Origin of the sequence: Sphingobium mellinum (assembly GCF_037860795.1) — a bacterium.
GTDB lineage: Bacteria > Pseudomonadota > Alphaproteobacteria > Sphingomonadales > Sphingomonadaceae > Sphingobium > Sphingobium mellinum.
On record NZ_JBANRK010000004.1, the window covers coordinates 90,282 to 112,588 of the forward strand.

Annotated in this window: 26 protein-coding genes; 19 read left to right on the forward strand and 7 right to left on the reverse strand. The window is 64.9% G+C overall.

All coding sequences use genetic code 11. The features are described 5' to 3' along the window. Positions 1–18: 18 nt before the first annotated feature. Positions 19–1,020, reverse strand: a complete 1,002-nt coding sequence (pspF, locus tag AAC640_RS08300) for a phage shock protein operon transcriptional activator (protein ID WP_340265649.1) — start codon at positions 1,018–1,020, stop codon at positions 19–21. Between the two features lie 385 nt (positions 1,021–1,405). Between pspF and pspA the strand changes: the two genes are divergently transcribed. Genes pspA through AAC640_RS08330 form a run of 6 tightly spaced genes read left to right on the forward strand, consistent with a single transcriptional unit; the run spans position 1,406 to position 3,767 of the window. Then, positions 1,406–2,074 (forward strand): phage shock protein PspA, encoded by a 669-nt coding sequence (gene pspA, locus AAC640_RS08305; protein ID WP_340265650.1) that lies wholly within the window; start codon positions 1,406–1,408, stop codon positions 2,072–2,074. A 5-nt stretch (positions 2,075–2,079) separates the two neighbouring features. Continuing rightward, positions 2,080–2,361 carry an envelope stress response membrane protein PspB gene (pspB, locus tag AAC640_RS08310; RefSeq protein WP_340265651.1) on the forward strand — a complete coding sequence of 94 codons (282 nt, stop codon included), beginning with the start codon at positions 2,080–2,082 and terminating at the stop codon, positions 2,359–2,361. Between the two features lies 1 nt (position 2,362). Then, positions 2,363–2,743 (forward strand): envelope stress response membrane protein PspC, encoded by a 381-nt coding sequence (gene pspC, locus AAC640_RS08315; protein ID WP_340265652.1) that lies wholly within the window; start codon positions 2,363–2,365, stop codon positions 2,741–2,743. Positions 2,744–2,785: 42 nt separating this feature from the next. After that, the gene (locus AAC640_RS08320; protein ID WP_340265653.1) at positions 2,786–3,037 is read left to right on the forward strand and encodes a hypothetical protein; all 252 of its coding nucleotides are present in this window, start codon (positions 2,786–2,788) and stop codon (positions 3,035–3,037) included. A gap of 32 nt (positions 3,038–3,069) precedes the next feature. Next, positions 3,070–3,303: a hypothetical protein gene (locus AAC640_RS08325; protein WP_340265654.1), complete on the forward strand. Its 234-nt coding sequence runs from the start codon at positions 3,070–3,072 to the stop codon at positions 3,301–3,303. Between the two features lie 41 nt (positions 3,304–3,344). Then, positions 3,345–3,767 carry a SufE family protein gene (locus AAC640_RS08330; RefSeq protein WP_422794970.1) on the forward strand — a complete coding sequence of 141 codons (423 nt, stop codon included), beginning with the start codon at positions 3,345–3,347 and terminating at the stop codon, positions 3,765–3,767. Between the two features lie 146 nt (positions 3,768–3,913). On the opposite strand, the gene ggt is transcribed toward AAC640_RS08330, so the two are convergent. Both ggt and AAC640_RS08340 read right to left on the reverse strand, forming a co-directional pair. Continuing rightward, the gene (gene ggt / locus AAC640_RS08335; protein WP_340265656.1) at positions 3,914–5,614 is read right to left on the reverse strand and encodes a gamma-glutamyltransferase; all 1,701 of its coding nucleotides are present in this window, start codon (positions 5,612–5,614) and stop codon (positions 3,914–3,916) included. Between the two features lie 41 nt (positions 5,615–5,655). Next, positions 5,656–6,708: a quinone-dependent dihydroorotate dehydrogenase gene (locus tag AAC640_RS08340; protein WP_340265657.1), complete on the reverse strand. Its 1,053-nt coding sequence runs from the start codon at positions 6,706–6,708 to the stop codon at positions 5,656–5,658. 338 nt (positions 6,709–7,046) lie between these two features. On the opposite strand from AAC640_RS08340, the gene AAC640_RS08345 reads away from it, so the two are divergent. From AAC640_RS08345 to AAC640_RS08395, 11 genes are all read left to right on the forward strand, one after another. Next, complete coding sequence (locus AAC640_RS08345) at positions 7,047–7,991, forward strand: helix-turn-helix domain-containing protein (RefSeq protein ID WP_340265658.1); 945 nt, start codon at positions 7,047–7,049, stop codon at positions 7,989–7,991. 107 nt (positions 7,992–8,098) lie between these two features. Continuing rightward, entirely contained in the window at positions 8,099–8,584 is a 486-nt protein-coding gene (locus AAC640_RS08350) for an RrF2 family transcriptional regulator (RefSeq protein WP_340265659.1), read from the forward strand. Beyond that, complete coding sequence (sufB, locus tag AAC640_RS08355; RefSeq protein ID WP_340265660.1) at positions 8,581–10,065, forward strand: Fe-S cluster assembly protein SufB; 1,485 nt, start codon at positions 8,581–8,583, stop codon at positions 10,063–10,065. The genes AAC640_RS08350 and sufB overlap by 4 nt, the downstream gene beginning before the upstream one ends. A gap of 131 nt (positions 10,066–10,196) precedes the next feature. After that, positions 10,197–10,652 carry a hypothetical protein gene (locus AAC640_RS08360; protein ID WP_340265661.1) on the forward strand — a complete coding sequence of 152 codons (456 nt, stop codon included), beginning with the start codon at positions 10,197–10,199 and terminating at the stop codon, positions 10,650–10,652. A gap of 16 nt (positions 10,653–10,668) precedes the next feature. Next, the gene (sufC, locus tag AAC640_RS08365) at positions 10,669–11,415 is read left to right on the forward strand and encodes a Fe-S cluster assembly ATPase SufC (RefSeq protein WP_340265728.1); all 747 of its coding nucleotides are present in this window, start codon (positions 10,669–10,671) and stop codon (positions 11,413–11,415) included. Beyond that, the gene (locus AAC640_RS08370) at positions 11,412–12,164 is read left to right on the forward strand and encodes a SufD family Fe-S cluster assembly protein (protein ID WP_340265662.1); all 753 of its coding nucleotides are present in this window, start codon (positions 11,412–11,414) and stop codon (positions 12,162–12,164) included. Before sufC ends, AAC640_RS08370 begins: the two co-directional genes overlap by 4 nt. After that, positions 12,161–13,378, forward strand: coding sequence for an aminotransferase class V-fold PLP-dependent enzyme (locus tag AAC640_RS08375; protein ID WP_340265663.1), 1,218 nt, complete (start codon positions 12,161–12,163; stop codon positions 13,376–13,378). Before AAC640_RS08370 ends, AAC640_RS08375 begins: the two co-directional genes overlap by 4 nt. Next, positions 13,375–13,827, forward strand: a complete 453-nt coding sequence (locus tag AAC640_RS08380; RefSeq protein WP_340265664.1) for an SUF system Fe-S cluster assembly protein — start codon at positions 13,375–13,377, stop codon at positions 13,825–13,827. The genes AAC640_RS08375 and AAC640_RS08380 overlap by 4 nt, the downstream gene beginning before the upstream one ends. Next, the gene (locus tag AAC640_RS08385) at positions 13,827–14,186 is read left to right on the forward strand and encodes a HesB/IscA family protein (protein ID WP_340265665.1); all 360 of its coding nucleotides are present in this window, start codon (positions 13,827–13,829) and stop codon (positions 14,184–14,186) included. The genes AAC640_RS08380 and AAC640_RS08385 overlap by 1 nt, the downstream gene beginning before the upstream one ends. Before the next feature lie 13 nt (positions 14,187–14,199). Continuing rightward, positions 14,200–15,009: a Rossmann-fold NAD(P)-binding domain-containing protein gene (locus AAC640_RS08390; RefSeq protein WP_340265666.1), complete on the forward strand. Its 810-nt coding sequence runs from the start codon at positions 14,200–14,202 to the stop codon at positions 15,007–15,009. 79 nt (positions 15,010–15,088) lie between these two features. Then, on the forward strand, positions 15,089–15,247 hold the full coding sequence (locus AAC640_RS08395; RefSeq protein WP_340265667.1) for a hypothetical protein: 159 nt from the start codon (positions 15,089–15,091) through the stop codon (positions 15,245–15,247). On the opposite strand, the gene AAC640_RS08400 is transcribed toward AAC640_RS08395, so the two are convergent. Both AAC640_RS08400 and AAC640_RS08405 read right to left on the reverse strand, forming a co-directional pair. Continuing rightward, positions 15,244–16,149 carry a DMT family transporter gene (locus AAC640_RS08400; protein WP_340265668.1) on the reverse strand — a complete coding sequence of 302 codons (906 nt, stop codon included), beginning with the start codon at positions 16,147–16,149 and terminating at the stop codon, positions 15,244–15,246. The genes AAC640_RS08395 and AAC640_RS08400 overlap by 4 nt on opposite strands. Then, the gene (locus AAC640_RS08405; RefSeq protein WP_340265669.1) at positions 16,146–17,159 is read right to left on the reverse strand and encodes a threonine aldolase family protein; all 1,014 of its coding nucleotides are present in this window, start codon (positions 17,157–17,159) and stop codon (positions 16,146–16,148) included. The genes AAC640_RS08400 and AAC640_RS08405 overlap by 4 nt, the downstream gene beginning before the upstream one ends. Positions 17,160–17,313: 154 nt before the next feature. Here AAC640_RS08405 and AAC640_RS08410 point away from each other — a divergent pair, with 154 nt between their 5' ends. Both AAC640_RS08410 and AAC640_RS08415 read left to right on the forward strand, forming a co-directional pair. Further along, positions 17,314–18,405, forward strand: a complete 1,092-nt coding sequence (locus tag AAC640_RS08410; protein WP_340265670.1) for a branched-chain amino acid aminotransferase — start codon at positions 17,314–17,316, stop codon at positions 18,403–18,405. A gap of 87 nt (positions 18,406–18,492) precedes the next feature. Beyond that, positions 18,493–19,701: an FAD-dependent monooxygenase gene (locus AAC640_RS08415; RefSeq protein ID WP_340265671.1), complete on the forward strand. Its 1,209-nt coding sequence runs from the start codon at positions 18,493–18,495 to the stop codon at positions 19,699–19,701. Positions 19,702–19,744: 43 nt separating this feature from the next. Here AAC640_RS08415 and AAC640_RS08420 read toward each other — a convergent pair whose 3' ends face one another. Together AAC640_RS08420 and acs are read right to left on the reverse strand one after the other, a co-directional pair. Then, on the reverse strand, positions 19,745–20,257 hold the full coding sequence (locus AAC640_RS08420) for a cytochrome b (RefSeq protein WP_340265672.1): 513 nt from the start codon (positions 20,255–20,257) through the stop codon (positions 19,745–19,747). 25 nt (positions 20,258–20,282) lie between these two features. Next, positions 20,283–22,226, reverse strand: coding sequence for an acetate--CoA ligase (gene acs / locus AAC640_RS08425; RefSeq protein WP_340265673.1), 1,944 nt, complete (start codon positions 22,224–22,226; stop codon positions 20,283–20,285). Positions 22,227–22,307: the final 81 nt, after the last annotated feature.

A 22,307-nucleotide genomic window follows, 5' to 3' on the forward strand; every position in this document is an offset into this window, starting at 1 on the left:
CGGTTCGCCGGGGCCGGCTTAGCCCGCATTCAATCCATGCTTCCTCATGCAGTGACGCAGCTGGTCATAAGTGAGGCCCAGCCCCTTGGCGGTGGCACGCTGGTTATAGCGATGCCGCGCCAGCGCCGCCCGCACGATCGCCGCCTCATGCGCGTCGACCGCGCGCCGCAGGTCGGTGATCGTGTCCAGCGCGCCGGCTGACGGCGGCTCGGCTGGCGTGGTGACGGCAGGCGGCGCCACCGGCTTCCAGGGGGAAGCGAAGGGATCGAACAGAATATGTGCGACCGGACGCCCTGGCTCGTTCCAGCGATAGACGGCTCGCTCCACAACGTTCCGCAGTTCGCGGACATTGCCGGGCCAGGGGTGGGCGTCCAGTTCCGCAAGGCATTGGCCGGTGAAGCCGGGCCATTGCGGCCAGCCCAGTTCGGCGGCCATGCGGCGGCCAAAATGGTCGGCGAGCACCGCGACATCGCCCTCGCGCCCGCGCAGCGGGGGCAGGGTGATCACCTCGAAGCTCAGCCGGTCGAGCAGGTCGGCGCGGAAACGACCTGCGTCGGCGGCGGCGGGCAGGTCCACATTGGTGGCAGCGACGATCCGCACGTCGACGGTCATCGGGCGTGACGCCCCGATCCGGGTCACCTCGCCATATTCGATGACGCGCAGCAGCCGTTCCTGCGCCGCCATCGACAGCGTGCCCAACTCGTCCAGGAACAGCGTGCCGCCATCGGCCTCCTCGAACCGGCCCGCCCGCGCCCGCGCCGCGCCGGTAAAGGCGCCCTGCTCATGACCGAACAGTTCCGCCTCGATCAGCGTTTCCGGCAGGGCGGCGCAGTTCATAGAGATCAGCGGCTCGCCCCAGCGCGGCGAGAGCCGATGCAGCCGTTCGGCGATCAGTTCCTTGCCGGTGCCGCGCTCGCCGATCACCAGCACGGGCCGGTTAAGCTCGGCCGCGCGCCCGGCCTGCTCCACCGCGTCAAGGAAGGCAAGCGACTGGCCGACAAACTGGCTATTCTTTTCCATTCCCAACTTATGGTGAAATTTGCCACATATCGGCAAGTGTTTTTCCCATGGCTACGGAAGCAATGCCCGAATTCCGCTGCTTCGATTGATTTGGCACGGCTTCTGCAAGGTGGAAAGAAAGCCGCCGGCTCAATCGGCGGATCGCAGTCGAAGGTCAGTCAGGGAGCATGGTCATGCAACAAGGGAGCAGTCAGGCAGCGGGATCGGCCGGTGGTTCACCGTCGCGATCGCGTCCCTTCTGTCGGCATCGTCGATCGTCCTGTCCGCGGTCGGCCCGGCAAGGGCAGGCCAACTGCCGCCCATTCCCTGCCATCCCGATTCCGTCGCCCTGCGCGATCTTGCCTGAAGGTCGGCCGGCCAATTCTCTTCCAGGAGTGAAGTTTTGATGGGTATTTTCTCCCGCACGCGCGACATCATCGCCGCCAATGTCACCGATCTGCTCGACCGGGCGGAGGACCCGGCGAAAATGATCCGCATGATCATCCTCGAAATGGAGGAGACGCTGGTCGAAGTGCGCGCATCCGCCGCCCGCACCATCGCCGACCAGAAGGAAATGCGCCGCCACATCGCGAAGCTGCAGGCGCTGCAGGACGGCTGGACCGAAAAGGCGCAGCTGGCGCTCAGCAAGGACCGCGAGGATCTTGCCAAGGCAGCGCTGGTCGAACGGCAGAAGGCCGCCGACATGGCCGAGCAGATGGACCAGGAGATTGCTGTGCTCGACGAAGCGCTGAAGAGCGCCGAGGAGGACATCGCCAAGCTGCAGGCCAAGCTGCGCGAGGCGCGCACCCGCCAGAACAGCCTGGTCGCGCGCATGGAAAGCGCCCACAATCGCTTGCGCCTGCGCGAAGCCTATGCGGGCGAGAAGGTGAATGAGGCCTTCGCCCGCTTCGACATGCTCGAACGGCGCGTCGACATGGCCGAAGGACGCGCGGATTCCATGGGCCTGGGCGCGGCGCCCAAGTCGTTGGAGGAAGAGATTGCCGAACTGAAGGCGGCCGACAAGGTCGACGCTGACCTCGCCGCTCTCAAGGCCAGTATGAACAGGGAAGGCTGATGCCCATGGAGGACGTGTTTCTGCCCATCGTCATCGTCGGCATGCTGTTTATCGGCATGCCCTGGCTGATCCTGCACTATGTCACAAAATGGCGGCAGGCGCCCAAGATCACCGATGAGGATGAGAAGCTTCTGGACGAAATGCATCTGCTGGCCCGGCGGCTGGAGGAACGGTTGCAGACGATCGAGCGGATTGTCGCGGCCGATCATCCCGACTTCCGTCCCGCGCGCCCGCTGACCGACGACGCCTATGATTTTGACCGCCCCAATCTCGATCGGAGGACCTGACATGGCTGCCCGCCGCACCAAATTCTATCTCGACAAGCAGAATGGCAAATGGCTGGGCGTGTGCGCTGGCATCGCCGACTATACCGGCATAGATGTGGTCTGGATCAGGGTCGGCGCGGTCGTCGTCACCTTGATGGGCGCCTTCCCCTGGTCGCTGATCGCCTATTTCCTTGCCGCCTATTTCGCCGAGAACAAGCCGCTGGGCCTGTATGTCGACCGGGATGATGAGAAATTCTGGCAAGGGGTGCGGTCGAATCCGGCGCGCTCGACCCGCGACGTGCGGTCCAAGTTTCGCGACATCGACCGGCGTCTGGCCGACATCGAAACTTTCTACACCAGCCGCAACACGCGTCTCGCGCAGGAGATCGACAGCCTGCGCTGACCCGCGCGGCCGATCGATCAGGCACATCAAGGGAGGCTATCCATGAATCCGTACGAAATGGTGGTCGCGATTGTCGCCATCGCCGCCATCGCCCGCATCGCCCGCGCCAAATATGGCATCGTCCGCCGGCACCGCGGGGAGGAGTTGATCGCTCGCGGTCCCGACCCCGAAGCGGAGCGGCTGCGCGCCGAACTGAAGGCCCTCAAGGACCGCGTCGCCGTGCTGGAGCGGCTTGCCACCGACAGCAGCGTCGCCCTGGAACGCGAATTTGACAAGCTGCGCGAGCGCGACTGACGCTGCTCCCGCTCTGTCCAAGGGAGGCAATGATGCAGGACCCCCTTTTCTATCTCAGCATGGCGGCAACTGGCCTTGCCGCCCTCCTCATCCTCGCGGCCGCGTCCTTGCGCGGCTGGAAGGGCTGGCTGGATCTCAAGCGCGCCGAACTGGCGCGGGTAGGAGCGGAGCCCTCGACCCCCTCCGCCAACGCGCGCATTGAACTGGCGGACCTCAAGGAACGCGTCCGCAAGCTGGAGGCCATCGCTGCCGGCGTAGATCTCTGACTCCCCGGAAAGCGGCTTTCGCATGCCGCTTTTCGCCCTATATGGCGGATATGACCAAACAGCCTGTCCTTGCCGATCTCCAGGAGGAATATGAGTTTCTCGATGCGGACGATCGCTATCGCCTGCTGATCGACCTCGGCCGGGCGCTGGAGCCGATGCCCGACGCGCTCAAGACCGATGCCACCCTTGTGCGCGGCTGCTCGGCGGCGGTGTGGGTCTATCCCACCGTGCGCGAGGATGGCCGGCTGCACTTTTTGGCCGACAGCAACGCCGCGATCACCAAGGGCATCATCGCGCTGGTGCTGCTGACCGTACAGGATCAATTGCCTGGCGCGATCGCCAAGGCCGATATCGAAGGCGCTCTGGCGCCTTTCGACCTCAGAAATCAGCTCAGCTCCAACCGGACACAGGGTATTCCCAACATGATCGCGCTGATCCGGGATACGGCTGCCCGCTACGGCTGAAGAGCGGAAACCCCGGCGACGCCCGAATATTCTCCTTTCGTGACGTGAACGGAACAGCGGAAGGAGAAGGGCGAGGCGCGGTATGATGGCACTCGCGACGATCGGGCTGCTGGCGGCCTGCTCGTCCCGCCAAAGGCCGAACGCGGCTATTCCTGCAAGGACACGCCGGGGCTGCGCGGATCGGCCGCGCCCACCCAGTGGCCGTCGGCTTTTCGCTCCGCCGCGTTCGCCTTGAGGCCCATCGGCGCGATCGTGACTTTTTGGCCCCAGGCTTCCAGCGGGGCCTTCATCGTCTCCAGCGCCGTCCCCTTTTCCAGCACCAGGCCGTTGGCGTCGAAGAATTCCAGCCCCATCGCAATCGAATCCTGCGCCGATAGTCCCCAGTCGAAATGCGCGATCAGCGTCTTGGCGACCTGCATGATGATGGTGCGCCCCCCGGCCGCGCCGACCGTGAAGATCGGCGTTCCTTTGCCATCATAGACGATCGTCGGCGACATGGACGACAAAGGTCGCTTGCCCGGTTCGATCCGATTGGCGACCGGCGCGCCATTTTTCTCCGGGACGAAGCTGAAGTCCGTCAACTCATTGTTCAGTATCACCCCATCGGCAATCAGCTGGCTGCCGAAGAAGCTTTCGATCGTGGATGTCCAGGCGGCAATATCGCCCTTGCGGTCGACCGCGACGAAATGGCTGGTGCCGCTTTCCGCCTGGCCCAGCGCGGCGGTGCGGGCGGTCGCGCCCGGCGGGGAGCCGGGCTGGTAGCTGCCGATCGTCCGGCCCATGGCGATCAGCGCGGACCGCTGCTTCAGATAGGCGGGGTCGATGAGGCCAGCGATCGGCACGGAGACGAATTCCGGATCGCCTAGATAGGTGTCGCGGTCGGCATAGGCCAGGCGCATGGCCTCGCCAATCACATGCCAGGATCGCGGGTCGTCCTTGCCCCATTTGGCGAGCGGAAAGCGCTCGACCATGCCCAATATCTGCAGCACGGTGATGCCGCCCGCCGATGCTGGCCCCATGCCGCAGATGGTGACGGCGCGATAGTGCCCGCAGACGGGCTTGCGCGCCTTGATCTGATAGCCCGCAAGGTCCGCCTCGGTCATTGGCACCGGGTTTTTGGGCGCGTTGCTGACCGTCTGGGCGATCGCGTTCGCCGTGCTGCCCTTGTAGAAAGCGTCCGGCCCCTCGGCGGCGACGCGCCGGAACAGCGCGGCCAGCGCCGGGTTCTTTAGAATGGTGCCGATCGGCGCGGGCGCGCCGTTCACCCAGAAATATTTCTGGATCTCGGGAAAATCGGCCCAGATCGGCGCGACCGCCTTCAATGCGGTGTCCAGCCGCTGGCGCAGTTCGAACCCCTGTTCGGCGAGCCGGATGGCGGGATCGAACAGGGTCGCCCAAGGCAGCTTGCCCCATTTGCGATGCGCTTCCCAAGCGAGGCGCAGATTGCCGGGCACACCGACCGAATAGCCGCCCGGCCAGGCGGAGCGGAAGGGCAGGGGCTGTCCGTCCGGCCCGATGAAGCGATCCGGTCGGGCGGCGGCGGGTGCGGTTTCCCGGCCGTCGATCGATTCCAGAACGCCCGTTTCGCCGTCATGATGCATCAGGAAGCCGCCGCCGCCGATGCCGCTATTGTGCGGTTCCACGACATTGAGCGCGAGCATCATCGCGATCGCCGCGTCCGTGGCGCTGCCGCCTTGGCGGAGTATCTCTTGCCCGGCCCCGGCCGCGCGCGGATCGGCGGCGGACACTGTGGCGTTGAGCGCGACCGGCTCCCGCGCGGCAAGCGGAGCGGGGGACAGGGCGACAAGGGAGAGGGCGGCGAGCAGGCCGGCATCGCGGATGGTCATGACCGCACCCTATCGTCGCGACGCACCGCCGCAAGCCTGCATCAGGCGTCGACGCCCACTATCTCGCTGATGTGCCTGACGCCGTCGCGCCCCATCAGCTCTTTGAGCCCCGCATTGATGCGCTTGGCCAGATAGGGGCCTTCATAGACCAGCGCGCTGTAGATCTGGACCAGGCTCGCGCCAGCCCGGATTCGCGCATAGGCCTGATCGGCGTTGGCGATGCCGCCGACGCCGATCAGCGGCACGCGCGCGCCCAGAACACGGCGGAAGTCACGCAGCCGCGCCAGGGCAAGATCGGTTAGCGGCGCGCCCGACAGTCCACCGCCTTCCTGCGCCGCGCGCGACCGCAGCGGCGGGCGGGAAATGGTGGTGTTGGACACGATCAGGGCATCGACCCCATGGTCCAGGCAGGCGGCGGAGATATCCTCGACATCGGCGGGCTGAAGATCGGGCGCGACCTTCAGGAAGATCGGCGTGGGATGACCCTGGCGCGCCGCCATCACCGCGGCCAGCAACTCGTCGAGCGCGGCCCGATCCTGCAAGGCCCGCAGTCCAGGCGTGTTGGGCGATGAGATATTGACCGTCAGATAGTCGGCCAGCGGCGCCATGCAGGTGACGCCGGTCGCATAGTCGGCGATCCGGTCCGCCGCGTCCTTGTTCGCGCCGATATTGATACCGATCACGGGGCCGCTCGCCCCCATGCTTGGGGGCTGCCGACGCTTGGCGATTCGCTCCGCCGCTGCCGCCTGCCCGCCATTGTTGAAGCCCATGCGGTTTATGACGGCGCGATCTTCCACCAGCCGGAACAGCCGGGGCTGCGGATTGCCGGGCTGGGACAGCGGGGTCAGCGTCCCCAGTTCGGCAAAGCCAAAGCCCAGGCCATGCATCTTGTGTGCGACCAGCCCATCCTTGTCATAGCCGGCCGCAAGGCCCACCGGATTGGGGAAGCTGATCCCGGACACCCTCTGGGCAAGCATCGGGTCTGGATCGGCGGCGCGCGGCGTCGGCATCATCCGCAACAGGGCGATCGACAGATGATGGGCGCGCTCGGCATCCAGGGAAAAGAACAGCGGACGGATCAGACGGTAGGACATGGCCGGCGCTATGCCAGCCTGAACCGGCAACGTCGAGTCGCTGTTGCCGTGCTGCAACAGTTGATACGGAACGATATTTTGATCCGGGATTCGTTCTGAATCGTCTCAAATTGGTTCGGCGAATGTCCGATTCATCCAATCATGCCTGTCCGATTCGGACGTATGAAAGCCATGCGACCCGAAGGCTCTAGGCCATTTGGCTGACGAGACCTTTCACTGGCCCGGCGGATAGAAACGCCGGGCCATTTTTTTGGCTCACCGGAAATTAAGGTGAACGGGGCTAAGTAACACCCTTGCGCGCTACCCCGGAAGGATCGTAGTGAGTCGGTGGGGTGAAGATGGGGCAAAACATTGAAAATGCGCCGGGGGGCGCACAGGACGGCTCGAAAAAAGACGGATTTCCGTCGCTTGCCTATACGGTCGAGGCGGCCCATGGTCCGGTCAGGCTCCGCTATTTCGCTCCCCCCCAACAACTTCGCGCCTATTTCGGCTCGCTGTATATCTTCACCGAAAGCGCCGACCATTACTCTGACGTAACCCGCGCCGATGTGCCGCAACTGCGACTGATGGTAAGCGGTGAGGGCAATTACCACTTTCATGATGGCTCGATCGAGGCCACGCCTGCTGTCTGCCTCCTCGGTCCTACCCTGGGCGCCACCCGGTTCGAACTGAACGGCCCTTCCCATGTCGTGGGCGTCTCTCTCCTGCCCGCCGGCTGGGTCAGCCTGCGTGGCGGCGACGCCAGCCTGCTGGCCGACCGGATTCGGGACCTGGGCGAGGAACGGGACGGCGCGTTCCTTCAACTCCTCTCCCGCCTGCGCGCGCTGGATTCTCCCGAAGCGCTCGCCGAACATTGCTGGTCTGTGTTGGCGCAGTGGGTCGAACCACTGCCCGAAGCCACCTGGCGCCTGCTCGAAGCGGTGGATGATTGGCTGATGACCGAAGGGTCGCCGCGAATCGAGGTTCTGGCGGCCCGGACGGGACTGTCGCCGCGCCAGCTCGCCCGGCTGACCAACCGCTATTATGGTTGTCCGCCCAAGCTGCTGGCCCGCAAATACCGCGCGCTCCGTTGCAGCGCTCGGATCGCGCTCGACCATGAAAGCTGGCAGGCCCTGTGCGAGGATGGGCGCTTCTACGACCAGTCCCATTTCATCCGCGAGATCAAGCATTTCATCGGCCTCACGCCGCACCAGTTGCAGACCGAACCGACCGCGGTGGCCCAGCTGACCCTGCTGCGCCGATCGCTGGGCGGCGACGTGGCGGTGCTCAACCGCTTCAGCTGAGCGTTGGACGCCTTCGCAGAAAAACCTTGATTCCCAGGATGCGCGGGACCACATGCGCAATCGGATTGATTCGATCCGATTTGAGAATGGTTCGCAAGATTTAGGTCATGAGGCTTTCCAGTTTCGCAGACTATGCCGTGGTCCTGATGTCGGCCGCTGCCCGCCATTGCGGCGCGGCGAAGATGAACGCGACCACCTTGTCCGCCGAAACCGGCATCCCTCTCCCCACGGCGCAGAAGCTGGTGAGCCGCTTGTCGGCGGCAGGCCTGCTCGAATCGAGTCGCGGAACCGGGGGGGGCGTACGCCTCAGCCGCCCGCCCGCCGCGATCACCCTCGCTGACGTCGTGGAGGCAGTGGAAGGCCCGATCGCCATGACCGCCTGCGCCGATCATGGCGCGCATGACTGCTCGCTGGAGCAGGAGTGCCGCGTTCGCCCTCACATGAATGTGGCGAACAACGCGATCCGTTCGGCCTTGGCCGGCGTGACGATCGCCAGCCTGGCCCGGGATTTACCCCCACCACCTTTCGTTTCGAGCGAAGTCGAGAAACGAGGCGCAGCCGAGTTCAGCGGAGCTAAACAGAACGCGCTATGACCGAAGAGACCACCACCATCCGCAATCTGGAAGCGCATGAGGCCGCGGAGCGCGCCTCGACCTACGAACATGGCTGGTCTTCTGCGATCGAGCAGGACTTCGCGCCCAAGGGCCTCAACGAAGACACGGTCCGCTTCATCTCGGCGAAGAAGGGCGAGCCGCAATGGCTGCTCGACTGGCGGTTGAAGGCCTTCGCCATGTGGCAGCAGATGGAATCGCCTGACTGGGCGAAGCTCAACATCCCGCCGATCGACTATCAGGACGCCTATTATTACGCCGAGCCGAAAAAGAAGGCGGAGCTGAACAGCCTTGACGAGGTCGACCCGGAAATTCTGGCGACCTATCAGAAGCTGGGTATCCCGATCGCCGAGCAGGAAGTGCTCGCGGGCGTGAAGAGCAGCCGCAAGGTCGCGGTGGACGCGGTGTTCGACAGCGTCTCGGTCGCCACCACCTTCCGCAAGGAACTGGAGGAAGCAGGCGTCATCTTCCGCTCGATCAGCGAGGCGGTAAAGGAATATCCCGACCTCATCCGCAAATGGCTGGGCAAGGTCGTGCCGATGCACGACAACTACTTCGCCACCTTGAACTGCGCGGTCTTTTCCGACGGCACCTTCGTCTACATTCCCAAAGGCGTGCGCTGCCCGATGGAACTGTCCACCTATTTCCGCATCAACGCGGAAAATACCGGACAGTTCGAACGCACGCTGATCGTCGCGGACGAGGGCAGCTATGTCTCCTATCTCGAAGGCTGCACCGCGCCGATGCGCGACGAGAACCAGCTGCACGCCGCCGTCGTGGAACTGGTCGCGCTCGACGATGCGGAGATCAAGTACAGCACCGTCCAGAACTGGTATCCGGGCGACGAGAATGGCAAGGGCGGCATCTATAATTTCGTGACCAAGCGCGCGCTTTGCCAGGGGCGCAACAGCAAGGTCAGCTGGACCCAGGTGGAAACCGGCTCGGCCATCACCTGGAAATACCCGTCCTGCGTGTTGAATGGCGAGAACAGCGTCGGCGAATTCTACTCGGTGGCGCTCACCAACAATATGCAGCAGGCCGACACCGGCACCAAGATGATCCACAATGGCAAGGGGTCGCGTTCGACAATCGTGTCCAAGGGGATCAGCGCCGGCCGCTCCAACAACACCTATCGCGGCCTCGTCCGCGTCGCGCCGGGCGCGGAGGGCGTGCGCAACTTCACCCAGTGCGACAGCCTGCTGCTGGGCAGCGAATGCGGCGCGCATACCGTGCCCTATATCGAGGTGAGGAACCCGAGCGCGCAGATCGAGCATGAGGCGACGACCAGCAAGATCAGCGACGACCAGCTTTTCTACGCGATGCAGCGCGGGCTGGATACGGAAAGCGCCGTTTCGCTGATCGTCAACGGCTTCGCCAAGGAAGTGCTGCAACAGCTGCCGATGGAATTCGCGGTCGAGGCGCAGAAGCTGCTGGGCATTTCGCTGGAGGGGTCGGTCGGTTGATTTCCCTTCGTTCCTCACGTCATGCCGGACTTGATCCGGCATCCCGCTTCTTGGGGGCGACGCTTTGAGGACGGCGGACCCCGGATCAAGTCCGGGGTGACGAAGAATAGACAAGTTTGAAGGACTGAAAGTTGAGCGACGAAGACGATATTCAGGATGCCCTTGCCGATTTCGCGGAGGACGTCGGCAACGGCCAGTCATGGACGGCCGCGATCCGTATCCTGACGGAAGATTATGAGCTGGAAGAGGGCGAACTGGAAGCGCGCGCGCGCAAGGATTTCGGTGATCTCGACGGCTATCAGGCCGAATGTCGCGCGGCGCTGGAAAAGGGCGATGCGGCCTTCACCGATAAGCTCAAGAGCGACAAGGCCTTCCACAAGGCCAAGGCGCCCAATCTCGCGCGCATGGGGCCGGTGACCGAGTTCGTGACCGCCCTGCTGGAAAAGGGCGCGCCGGAAGCCGGAGCCGACTGGTGGCCCTACATGCCGATCAAGCGTCATATCGACACGCTGTTCCCCGCGCCGGGCGACGTGCGCGACATGGCCTTCTGGACCGCGCGGACGCTCCAGCGCGCGCATGGCAAGTGATTTTCGGGGACAAGTGATGCTGACGATCGACAATCTCACGAACGAAATCGACGGCAAGCCGATCCTCAAGGGCCTGTCGCTGTCCATCAGGGCGGGCGAGATCCACGCGATCATGGGGCCGAACGGCGCCGGCAAGTCGACGCTCGCCTACACGCTGGGCGGCCGGCCGGGCTATGAGGTGACAGGCGGCATTGCCTCGTTTGACGGTGTGAACTTGTTCAGCATGGACCCGCATGAACGCGCCGCCGCCGGCCTGTTCCTGGGTTTCCAGTATCCGGTCGAGATCCCGGGCGTGTCCAACCTGCAATTCCTGCGCGAGAGTCTCAATAGCCAGCGCAAGGCGCGCGGGCAGGAACCGCTGTCGGGCGGCGAGTTCATCAAGCTCGCCAAGGAAAAGGCCGCGCTGCTCGGACTCGACATGGAGATGCTGAAACGGCCGGTGAATGTCGGCTTTTCCGGCGGCGAGAAGAAGCGCGCCGAAATGGTGCAGATGGGCATACTCGACCCCAAGCTCGCGATCCTGGATGAAACCGACTCCGGCTTGGACATCGACGCGCTGAAGACGGTGGGCGCGGGCATCAATGCCATCATGCGCAAGCCCGACAAGGCGGTCCTGCTCATCACCCATTATCAGCGGCTGCTCGATTATGTGAAGCCGGATTTCGTGCATGTCCTGGCGGCGGGCCGGATCGTCAAATCGGGCGGCCCCGAACTGGCGCTGGAACTGGAGCGCGAAGGCTATGCCGAGGTGGTCGCGGCGTGACGGCGCTTACGCTTCCCACCCGCAAGGCCGAGGAATGGCGCTACAGCGACCTCGATGCGCTGGCGGCTATCTGGCCGACGCCCGCGCCGACGCGGATCGATGTCGCCGCCGGCCAAACCGCGCGCCATCATCTGCTGCAAGATGCGGGCGAGGGCGCAGCGGCGGTGCATGATTATGTCATCGCCATCGCGGACGGGGCCCGGTGCGACTTCCATGTCCTCAATATCGGCGGCAAGTTCGGGCGCGTGACCTTCGACGTGACGCTGGGCAAAGGCAGCCATTTCGAACTCAACGGCGCCATCATCGGCGGCGGGGACCAGGTGCTGGAGATCGTCACCCGGGTGATCCATGCCCAGCCCGACGCGACCAGCGGCCAGACGATCCGGTCTGTTCTGGGGCAGCGGGCGACCGGCAGCTATCTCGGTTCCATCAACGTCGCCCGTGACGCACAGCGCACCGACGCCTTCCAGTCGGTGAAGGCGATGCTGCTCGACCGCACCGCGACCGCCAATGCCAAGCCGGAACTGGAAATCTACGCGGACGACGTGAAATGCGCCCATGGCGCCACCGTGGGCGAGCTGGACAAGCAGGCGCTGTTTTACATGGCGTCACGCGGCATGGACCCCGCGACGGCCAAGACGCTGCTGCTGAAGGCATTTGTCGCCGGCGTGTTCGACGATGTCGCCGATGAGGCGGTGAAGGCCGCGCTGGAGGATGCGGCGATCGCCAAGCTGGAGGCGCTGGTATGACGGCTTCCTCCCCACGGCCGAACGAGGCTTTGAAATTGAGGGACGACTTCCCCGGCGTCGGCAACTGGCATTATCTCGACAGCGCGGCGACGGCGCAGAAGCCGCAGCTGGTGATCGATGCCATCGCCCGCGCCTATGGCCCCGATTATGCGACGGTGCATCGCGGCGTCTATGAACGGTCGGCAAACATGACGCTCGCCTATGAAGCGGCGCGACGAAAGGTGGCACAGTTCATCGGTGCAACCTCCGACAGCGAGATCGTCTATGTCCGGGGTGCGACGGAAGGCATCAACCTTGTCGCGCACAGTTGGGCGGGAACGCAGCTCAAGGCGGGCGACCGCATCCTGCTGTCCCTGCTGGAACATCACAGCAACATCGTGCCGTGGCAGCTCGTGGCGGAGCGGGTCGGCGCGGCGATTGACGTCGTGCCGCTGACACAGGACGGGCAGATCGATCTCGACGCCATGGCCGCGATGATCACCCCGGCGCACAAGATGGTTGCGCTGGCCCATGTGTCGAACGTGCTCGGCAGCGTGCTTGATTGCCGCCGCGCCGCCGACATCGCGCATTCGGTCGGCGCGAAACTGTTGATCGACGGCTGCCAGGCCGTGCCGCGCCTCGCGGTGGATGTGGCTGAACTGGACTGCGATTTCTACGTCTTTTCGGCGCACAAGCTTTACGGCCCGACCGGGATCGGCGTGCTGTGGGGTCGCAAGGCGCTGCTCGATGCCATGCCGCCCTACCAAGGCGGTGGGTCGATGATCGACAAGGTGACGTTCGAACGGACGACCTACGCCCCCGCGCCGACCCGCTTCGAAGCGGGGACGCCGCACATCACAGGCGTTGTCGGCCTGTCAGCGGCGATCGACTATGTCCAGGGCATCGGCCTCGATCGCGTCCACGCGCATGAATGTGCGCTGGTCGACAAGGCGCGCGCAGCGCTTGAGGGCCACAACAGCGTGCGGCTGTTCGGGCCGAAGGATTCGGCGGGAATCCTCTCCTTTGCGGTCGAGGGGGTGCATCCCCATGATGTCGGCACCATATTGGACGAAACCGGCGTCGCGATCCGGGCGGGGCATCATTGCGCGCAGCCGCTTATGCGCCATCTGGGCGTCGAGGCGACGGCGCGGGCGAGCTTCGGCATCTACAGCGATGAAAGCGACGTGGACGCGTTGGTCGCGGGACTGGAACGGGTAAGGAAGATCTTCGGATGAGCGAAGAAAGAAAAATTCTGGTGGAAGAAGTCGAGGCGGTGGCCAGCCCGGCCAAGGCTCGGGTCGAGGACGGCCCGCGCCAGCGCGACTATCTGGATGGATTTCTGGCGCAGAAGCCGGCCGAAACGCCGGCGGGCGAGCCGGGCGGGAGTGTCTATGACGGCATCATCGACGCGCTCAAGGAAATCTTTGATCCGGAAATTCCGGTTAATATCTATGACCTGGGCCTCATCTACGGCGTCGACGTCACTGAAGACGGCCATGCCGTCGTGACCATGACGCTGACCACGCCGCACTGCCCGGTCGCCGAATCCATGCCGGGCGAGGTGGAATTGCGGGTTGGCGCCGTGCCGGGGGTGGGCGACGTCGAAGTGAACCTCGTCTGGGATCCGCCGTGGGACCCGCAGAAGATGTCGGATGAAGCCAAGCTCGAACTGGGAATGCTCTGATGACCACCGAAACCAAAAACCGCGCCCGTCCCGCCGCCGTGATCCTGACCCCGGCCGCGGAAGCGCGCATCGCGGACCTGATGGCAAAGGCGCCCGAAGGCACGATCGGCGTGAAGCTGTCGACGCCGCGCCGGGGCTGTTCCGGCCTTGCCTATTCGGTCGATTATGTGAGCCAGGAGGCTGGCTTCGACGAGAAGATCGAAACCCCCGGCGGCACCTTATACATCGACGGTGCCTCGGTCCTTTATCTGGTCGGATCGACCATGGACTGGGTGGAAGACGACTTCACCGCCGGCTTCGTCTTCAACAATCCCAATGCCAAGGGCAGCTGTGGCTGCGGCGAGAGCTTCACGGTCTGAAGGATAGCAGCCCATGCCCCATATGCTGATCCTGGGGCTGGGCTATACCGCGTCCCGCCTGGCCGTCAGGTTGCGGCGCGAGGGCTGGGAGGTCACCGGCGTCCGCCGCGCCGCTGACGCCGACACGCTGTCCTTCGACGATGAAGGCGCTGTTGGCAGGGCGATCGCCCAGGCCACGCATATCCTCTCTTCGGTTCCCCCGCAGGATGAAGCCGATCCCGTGCTAGCCCGCTACGGTGCTGCCATCGCCGGCGCTCCGGCGCTCTGGACAGCGTATCTCTCCTCGACGGGCGTCTATGGCGACGCGCAGGGGGCGTGGGTGGATGAAGCAAGCCGCACAGGGTCGGGTCGCCGCGCCGCCCGCGCGCAGGCTGACAGCGACTGGGGCGCGCTTCGCTCCGACATGCGGCGCTTTCGCCTGCCGGGCATCTATGGGCCAGGCCGATCGGTGATCGACAGGGTGCGCGAAGGGCGAGCGCACCGGGTTGCGCTGCGCGACCAGGTGTTCAGCCGGGTGCATGTCGACGATATCGTCGGCGGAATCATGGCGTCACTTCATGGCGGGCCGCCCGGCATCTATAATCTGGCCGACGACCTGCCATGTGCCCAGAACCGGCTGGTCGAGGCGGCCTGCGACCTGCTCGGAATGGCGCACCCGCCCCTTGTGACGCTGGAGGCGTTGCAGCTGTCGCCCATGGCGCGGGGCTTCTACTCCGAAAATCGCCGGGTGGCCAACGGCCGGGCCAAGCGGCTGCTTGGCTGGTCGCTGCGGTATCCGACCTATCGCGAGGGACTCGCCGCCTGCCTCGCCGCGTCGGCGTGAAACGTCTCGCCGTATCGCTTACGCGGCGTTAACCAAATACCGCGATGGGTGGTCCACCAGCTTTTTTGGGGGACTCGCCATGGACCGTATCGACCATGTTTTCGCGGCGCTCAGCCAGCGCATGAAGGGCCTGACTGTCCCTGAACGCGCCGTGTCCCAGCCGCAGTCCCTCGCCAGCCTGATCGACAAGGTGAACAGCGCAAAGCGGCTCTACGAAGGCGGCCATATGCGGCGCTAGGCGAACCTGGCCCGCAGCGCGATCGCCATGCCGGTCACGGCGAGCAGCGCGCCACCCAAGGCGAGCGGCGTCCAGCGATAGCCTTCCAGCAGCGTCGATATGAGCATCGCGATCACCGGGATCAGCACGCTGGTATAGGCAGCGCGCCCCGCGCCGATCCGCTGGATCAGCCGGAAATAGAGGGGGAAGGTGACCACAGACCCGGCGATGCCGAGCCAGCCGATACCCAGCAGATAGCCGGCGCGCCATTCCATCAACGGCGGCCCCACTGTCGCCCACGCAAAGGCCGCGTCCATGGCGCTGCCGATCAGCATGGCCCAGCTCAGCACCGCGATCATCGGCAGCCGCCGCGCGATCTCCATGCCCTGCATCACATTGGCGGCCGAGGCGCTGAGCAGCCCGGCGGCGCTGAGCGCGATGCCGAGCAGCACCGCATCGGGAGACACTGGCGCGGCGCGATATTCCCTGATGAGCAGCATCGCGATTCCGCCGATCGCGACCAGCGACCCAATGACGAAGGCCCGGCCAATCGGCTGGCGCAGGATGATCCAGGACAGGATGCTGTTGGGGATCAGCAGCAGGGCATAGACGGTCGCCACCACGCCGGAGGTGAGATAATGTTCGGCCCGGTAGACCAAGTTGAAGTTGAGGACGAACTGCGCCAGCCCCACCAGCGCCGCAAAGGCGATGCCTGCCGGTGGGAGGCTCAGCGGCACTTTGCGGAACCGGGCGAAAAGGACCATGCCGATACCCGCGAGCAGGAAGCGGTAGCAGACCGACCAACTGGGCGGCACGGCGGTGAGCTGGTCCCGAATGACTATCCAGGTTGAACTCCAGATCAGTGTCACCAGCAGGAACGGCAGCGCGATGCCGCTGCCCCGCTCGCCCACGTCCCGGCTCATCCAAGGGCCCTTAGCGCGCGCGCCAGTGGCGCGACGTCATGGCCGTCCTGCGACCAGTTGGTGACGATGCGCGCCGCGCCTTCGCCCCAGTCGTGAAAGCCGAAACCCTGCGCGCGAAGGCTTGCCGCTTCGTCGGCAGACAGGCGCAGGAACAGCTCGTTGGCTTCTACCGCGTGCAGCAGCCGGCCAGGAGCGGCCTGCGCCAGCGTGGCCGTCGCTGCATTGGCGGCGCGGGCATTGGCCAGCCACAGATCATCCTCCAGCAGCGCCAGCATCTGCGCGGCAAGATAGCGGCCCTTGGACAGGAGATGCCCGCCGCGCTTGCGCCAGCGCGCCGCCTCCCCCGCGCGCGCATCGGCCTGATCGCCGAAGAAGACCAGCGCCTCACCGATCATGCCGCCGTTCTTGACGCAGCCGAATGTCAATATGTCGACGCCCACCCGCCAGGTCATATCGCCCGGATGGCAGCCCAGATGCGCGACCGCATTGGCGAATCGGGCGCCGTCCATGTGAAAGCCCAGCCGATGCTGCCGCGCGATCTCGCCCAGGGCGGCCACTTCGTCGGGGTGATAGGCAAGGCCATATTCGGTGGCCTGGGTGATGCTGATCGCTCTGGCCGGCACCTGATGCACGTCGGGACGAATGGCCTTCAGCCGGTCAAGCACGGTGTCCGGCGCCAGCTTCGCGCCTTCGCCTGGCAGCGGCATCAGGCTGGCGCCGTGGGTGTAGAAGCCGGGCGCGCCGCATTCGTCCACGACGATATGGGATTCTTGGTGAGTCAGGATGCCGCCATAGGGTGGACAGAGGCAGGCGAGGGCGATGCTGTTCGCCGCCGTGCCGGTGGCGACCCACAGCGCCCTGACCCGCGTATCGAACAGCGCGGAGAAGGCGTCGTCGAGCCGTGCGGTCCAGGCGTCCCCCTCATAGCCATGGTCCGCGCGGTCGGCGGCCGCGATGGCGGCCATCACCTGCGGCGACACAGGCGTCGCATTGTCGGAAAAAAAGTCCATGACCGGGGACTACGCGCCTTCGAAGTCACGGCCAAGATGCCACCTGACCCGCATCGGCCCTTTCGGCCGGGCGAGTAATTGGTCAGTAATAATGACCCATTGTTTCGCAGGGCTGTTTGTGACATAGGCGACCGTCCCAAAGGAGCACATGATCATGGACGTCCAGCAGAAGTCGCGCTTCACCGTCACTCGCAGCAGCAAGGCTGTCGCGGCGGACCAGCGCGCGCTATTGCTGACGGACCCCGGCTTTGGCCGCCTCTTCACCGATCACATGGTGACGATCCGCTATACCGAGGGGCAGGGATGGCACAGCCACAGCGTGGGTCCGCGCGAACCTTTCCAGCTCGATCCGGCCTGCGCCGTGCTGCATTATGCCCAGGAAATCTTCGAAGGCATGAAGGCCTATCGGCTGGAAGATGGCAGCATCGCCATGTTCCGGCCGGAGGAAAATGCCCGCCGCTTCGCCGAATCGGCCGAACGGATGGCGATGCCGGTGCTCCCCGATGATATTTTCCTCGAAGCGGTCGAAGCGCTGGTGAAGATCGACGCCGACTGGATTCCGGGCGGTGAGGGGAGCCTGTATCTGCGGCCCTTCATGTTCGCGAGCGAGACGTTCCTGGGGGTGCGCCCGGCGAACGAATATATCTTCTGCGTCATCGCTTCGCCCGCCGGCGCGTATTTCAAGGGCGGGAAGAAGGCGGTCACCCTATGGGTTTCCAAACATTATACCCGCGCGGCCCAGGGCGGCACGGGCGCGGCCAAGTGCGGCGGCAACTATGCCGCCAGCCTGATCGCACAGTCCGAAGCGATCGCCCAGGGTTGCGACCAGGTCGTCTTCCTCGATGCCGCCGAGCATGAGTGGGTCGAGGAACTGGGCGGCATGAACGTCTTCTTCGTGATGGATGATGGGTCGATCGTGACCCCGCCGCTCAGCGGTACCATCCTGCCCGGCATCACCCGCAACAGCATCATCGCGCTCGCCCGCGCCAGGGGGCATGATGTGCGCGAGGAAGCCTACAGCTTCGCCCAATGGCGCGCCGACGCGGCGAGCGGCAAACTGCGGGAGGCGTTCGCCTGCGGCACCGCTGCGGTCGTGACGGCGATTGGTACGGTCAAGAGCAAGGATGGCGGCTTCACCATCGGCAATGGCGAAGGCGGCATCGTCACCGAACAGCTGCGCGCTGAACTCACCGGTATCCAGCGCGGCACCGTGACGGACCCGGCGGGCTGGCTACGCAGGATCTGACGAGACATCGTCCCTGATGTCCGGTCAGGCGGAACTGGGTCCAAGCCCGCGCTTCCCAATCCGGCCGCGACCGCCTAGAAGAGCCATATGCAACGCTTTGACGTCGTCATCTTGGGCGGGGGCCTGGTCGGGCTGACCCTGGCCATCGCCCTTTCGGGGCATGGAGTGCGCTGCGCCGTGATCGACCCGGCTGATCCGGTCGAAACCACGGCCAGCGGCTTTGACGGTCGCGTATCGGCTATCAGTTCCACGAGCTACGCGATGCTCTCGGCAATCGGCGTCACGCCTTGGCTGGATGGCAAGGGGTGCCCGATCGATCGCATCTGGGTCAGCGACGGGCTGGAGCCGGGTGCGCTCGACTTCATGCCGGACGAGGACGATGGCGTGATGGGAACGATGTTTCCCAATCGCGACCTGCGCGTGGCGCTGGCGCAAGCGGCCGGGCAAGCGACCCATCTGACCCGCTTTCAACCCGATCATGCCATAGAGGTCGAGCGCAATGCCGATGGCGTCACGCTGACGCTCGCAAGCGGGGAGGTGCTGCACGGCGCGCTGCTGGTCGCGGCAGAAGGCCGCAACAGCCCTACTCGCGAGGCGGCAGGCATCCGCACGACCCGCTGGCAATATAAGCATGTCGCCATGGTGTCTGCGATCGACCATGAGGTCCCTCACGCCAACACGGCCTATGAAATCTTCTACCCCGGCGGTCCCTTTGCGCTGCTGCCGATGCTGCCGGGTACGCGATCGGCGGTTGTCTGGACCGTCCCTGCCGACCAGGCGCCGGCCATGCTGAAATTGTCAGAACGCGGCTGGCTGGCCGAAGCGCAGAAGCGGATCGGCGGCTTTCTGGGCGAAATCAGGCTTGCCGGCCCACGCTCCTCCTATCCGCTGGGCTTTCACCATGCCGCGCGGATTACCGACACGCGTCTCGCGCTGGTAGGAGACAGCGCGCATGCCATCCATCCCATCGCGGGGCAGGGGCTGAACCTTGGCTTCCGCGACGTCGCCGCGCTGGTGGAGGTGATAGTCGAGGGGATGCGCCTTGGTCTGGATCCGGGCGATGCGCAGCTTCTGACGCGTTACCAGAGATGGCGCGGCCTTGATGCGATGATGACCAGTGTGGCGATGGACGGGCTCGTCCGTCTGTTCGACGTGCCTGGTCGTCTCCCCTCATGGGTGCGGCGCGCGGGATTGGCTGCGGTGCAGCGCACCCCGGTTCTCAAGAACCGCTTCATGGCCGAGGCGCGGGGCGAGTCGGGGGCGCTGCCCAGGCTGTTGATCGGCGAGCTGGTATAGCTCGCCGGGCGTGGGGCTGTTGTGGCGGCCCCTGCCGCGTCTATCAGAGCATCCGCCGCAACACGCCATCCTTCAGGATGAAATGATGCCGGAGCGCCGCGGCGACATGCAGGATCAGAAGGGCGATCCATAGATAGCCCAATATCTCATGCGTTTCGCCCGAAATGCCGACGATGGCGTCGCCCTTCGATACGGCGAACTTGGGGACATCGAACAGGAAGAACCAGCTTAACGGTCGGCTTCCGGCGGAGGTCATGATCCAACCGGACAGGGGCACCAGGAGCATGAAAGCATAGAAAGCATAATGGGTCGCCTTGGCAGCTCCCCTTTCCCAGGCGGGCAGCGCGTCGGGCAGGGGCGTTGGCCGATGCGTCAGCCGCCAGATCAGTCGCGCCGCCGCGAGGGCCAGCACCGTCAGGCCCACTGATTTGTGGACGGGCATGACCTGCCAGTTCTTGGGCAGGGAATCGTGGGCGATACCCAGCCACAGGTTGAAGAGGATCAGGATCGCCATGATCCAGTGCAGTGTGCGGGCGACTAGACTATATCTTTCCATGGGCTTCTCCTGAGCCTGCAACCACCTACCCCTGACGATTGGCGATCAGATTGTCCACCACGGATGGGTCTGCAAGCGTGCTTGTGTCGCCCAGAGCCTGGGGCGTTACGTCGCCTTCGGCGATCTTGCGCAGGATGCGGCGCATGATCTTGCCACTCCGCGTCTTGGGCAGGCCGGGGGTGAACTGGATGACATCGGGAGTCGCGATCGGTCCGATTTCGCTGCGGACCCAGTTGATCAGGGTCTTGCGCAGGTCATCGCTCGGTTCCTCATGGGAATTGAGCGTCACATAGGCATAGATGCCCTGGCCCTTGATGTCGTGGGGAAAGCCGACCACCGCCGCCTCCGCCACCGCTTCGTGCAGGACGAGCGCGCTTTCCACCTCGGCCGTGCCCATGCGATGGCCCGACACATTGATGACGTCGTCGACCCGGCCGGTAATCCAGTAATAGCCGTCCGCATCGCGCCGGGCGCCATCGCCGGTCGTGTATTTGCCGGGAAAGGTGGTGAAATAGGTCTGGAAGAAGCGATCATGATCGCCCCAGACGGTGCGCATCTGCCCGGGCCAGCTCCGCGCGATCACTAGATTCCCCTCGGCCGCGCCGTCCAGCACATGGCCTTCGCCATCGACAATCTGCGGAACAACGCCGGGCATAGGCAGCGTCGCGGAGCCTGGCTTCAGGTCGGTGGCGCCGGGCATCGGCGCGATCATGGCCGCGCCCGTTTCGGTTTGCCACCAGGTGTCGATGATGGGGCAGCGATCCTCGCCCACGACATGATGATACCAGCGCCACGCTTCGGGATTGATCGGCTCGCCCACGGTGCCCAGCAGGCGCAGCGACTTGCGGCTCGTCCGGGTGACGAACGTGTCGCCCTCCTTCATCAGTGCGCGCAACGCCGTCGGCGCGGTGAAGATGGTCTGTACCTGGTGCCGGTCGACGACTTCCCAGATGCGACTGGGCGTGGGGTAATTGGGGACGCCTTCGTACATCAGCGTCGTCGCCCCATTCGCCAGCGGCCCGTAGACGATATAGCTATGGCCGGTGACCCAGCCGATGTCGGCGGCGCACCAGTAGATGTCGCCTGGCCGATAATCGAAGCACAGTTCATGCGTCAGGCTGGCCCACAGCAGATAGCCGCCGGTCGTGTGCAGCACACCCTTGGGCTTGCCGGTGGACCCGGAGGTATAGAGGATGAACAGTGGGTCCTCGGCATTCATGGGTTCAGGCGGGCAGTCCGCCGGCACCCTGGCCGCTTCCTCGTGCAGCCAGAGGTCGCGACCCTGGGTCATGGGGATGGCGCCGCCCGTCGCCTGGACGACCACGACCTTCTCGACGCCCGGACATTCCTTCAGCGCCGCGTCGACATTGGCCTTCAGGGGGACTTTCTTGCCCGCGCGTCGGCCTTCGTCCGCGGTGACGACCAGCGTCGAATCGCAGTCGATGATGCGCCCGGCCAGCGCCTCGGGCGAAAAGCCGCCGAACACCACCGAATGGATCGCGCCGATGCGGGCGCAGGCGAGCAGAGCGAAAGCGGCCTCCGGGATCATCGGCAAGTAGATGGTGATCCGGTCGCCCTTCCTCGCTCCGGCAGATTTCAGGACGTTGGCGAAGCGGCAGACTTCCTCATGCACCTGCCTGTAGCTGTAGCGGCGCGGTTCTTCATCCGGCGAATCCGGTTCCCAGATAATCGCCGTCTGGTCGCCGCGCGTTTCCAGATGCCTGTCGATGCAGTTGGCGCTTACGTTGAGCACGCCGTCGGCGAACCACTTCACCCCGAAATCGGCCTCATGGAAGCTGCTTTCATTCGTCCGGGTCGGGAACTTCTGCCAATCCAGCCGCTGCGCGCGCTCCAGCCAGTAGGCGTCCGCATCGTCGATCGAGCGCCGGTAATTTTCCGCCCGCCCCTCCCGGTCCAACAGCGCGGACGCCGCCCAGTCAGAAGGAACCGGGAAAAAATCGTCGGACATTTGGAGCATCCTTTCCTGTGCGAAGTCTTCGCTTTGCGCGCGTTGTAGAGGCTCGGGGCGACCGCCGGAAGCCCGATCCTG

Bases quoted from the DNA above. Each gene is read 5' to 3' on its own strand.
- pspF (WP_340265649.1), bottom strand. From the start codon at position 1,020: ATGGAAAAGAATAGCCAGTTTGTCGGCCAGTCGCTTGCCTTCCTTGAC.
- pspA (WP_340265650.1), top strand. From the start codon at position 1,406: ATGGGTATTTTCTCCCGCACGCGCGACATCATCGCCGCCAATGTCACC.
- pspB (WP_340265651.1), top strand. From the start codon at position 2,080: ATGGAGGACGTGTTTCTGCCCATCGTCATCGTCGGCATGCTGTTTATC.
- pspC (WP_340265652.1), top strand. From the start codon at position 2,363: ATGGCTGCCCGCCGCACCAAATTCTATCTCGACAAGCAGAATGGCAAA.
- AAC640_RS08320 (WP_340265653.1), top strand. From the start codon at position 2,786: ATGAATCCGTACGAAATGGTGGTCGCGATTGTCGCCATCGCCGCCATC.
- AAC640_RS08325 (WP_340265654.1), top strand. From the start codon at position 3,070: ATGCAGGACCCCCTTTTCTATCTCAGCATGGCGGCAACTGGCCTTGCC.
- AAC640_RS08330 (WP_422794970.1), top strand. From the start codon at position 3,345: ATGGCGGATATGACCAAACAGCCTGTCCTTGCCGATCTCCAGGAGGAA.
- ggt (WP_340265656.1), bottom strand. From the start codon at position 5,614: ATGACCATCCGCGATGCCGGCCTGCTCGCCGCCCTCTCCCTTGTCGCC.
- AAC640_RS08340 (WP_340265657.1), bottom strand. From the start codon at position 6,708: ATGTCCTACCGTCTGATCCGTCCGCTGTTCTTTTCCCTGGATGCCGAG.
- AAC640_RS08345 (WP_340265658.1), top strand. From the start codon at position 7,047: ATGGGGCAAAACATTGAAAATGCGCCGGGGGGCGCACAGGACGGCTCG.
- AAC640_RS08350 (WP_340265659.1), top strand. From the start codon at position 8,099: ATGAGGCTTTCCAGTTTCGCAGACTATGCCGTGGTCCTGATGTCGGCC.
- sufB (WP_340265660.1), top strand. From the start codon at position 8,581: ATGACCGAAGAGACCACCACCATCCGCAATCTGGAAGCGCATGAGGCC.
- sufC (WP_340265728.1), top strand. From the start codon at position 10,669: ATGCTGACGATCGACAATCTCACGAACGAAATCGACGGCAAGCCGATC.
- AAC640_RS08375 (WP_340265663.1), top strand. From the start codon at position 12,161: ATGACGGCTTCCTCCCCACGGCCGAACGAGGCTTTGAAATTGAGGGAC.
- AAC640_RS08380 (WP_340265664.1), top strand. From the start codon at position 13,375: ATGAGCGAAGAAAGAAAAATTCTGGTGGAAGAAGTCGAGGCGGTGGCC.
- AAC640_RS08385 (WP_340265665.1), top strand. From the start codon at position 13,827: ATGACCACCGAAACCAAAAACCGCGCCCGTCCCGCCGCCGTGATCCTG.
- AAC640_RS08390 (WP_340265666.1), top strand. From the start codon at position 14,200: ATGCCCCATATGCTGATCCTGGGGCTGGGCTATACCGCGTCCCGCCTG.
- AAC640_RS08395 (WP_340265667.1), top strand. From the start codon at position 15,089: ATGGACCGTATCGACCATGTTTTCGCGGCGCTCAGCCAGCGCATGAAG.
- AAC640_RS08400 (WP_340265668.1), bottom strand. From the start codon at position 16,149: ATGAGCCGGGACGTGGGCGAGCGGGGCAGCGGCATCGCGCTGCCGTTC.
- AAC640_RS08405 (WP_340265669.1), bottom strand. From the start codon at position 17,159: ATGGACTTTTTTTCCGACAATGCGACGCCTGTGTCGCCGCAGGTGATG.
- AAC640_RS08410 (WP_340265670.1), top strand. From the start codon at position 17,314: ATGGACGTCCAGCAGAAGTCGCGCTTCACCGTCACTCGCAGCAGCAAG.
- AAC640_RS08415 (WP_340265671.1), top strand. From the start codon at position 18,493: ATGCAACGCTTTGACGTCGTCATCTTGGGCGGGGGCCTGGTCGGGCTG.
- AAC640_RS08420 (WP_340265672.1), bottom strand. From the start codon at position 20,257: ATGGAAAGATATAGTCTAGTCGCCCGCACACTGCACTGGATCATGGCG.
- acs (WP_340265673.1), bottom strand. From the start codon at position 22,226: ATGTCCGACGATTTTTTCCCGGTTCCTTCTGACTGGGCGGCGTCCGCG.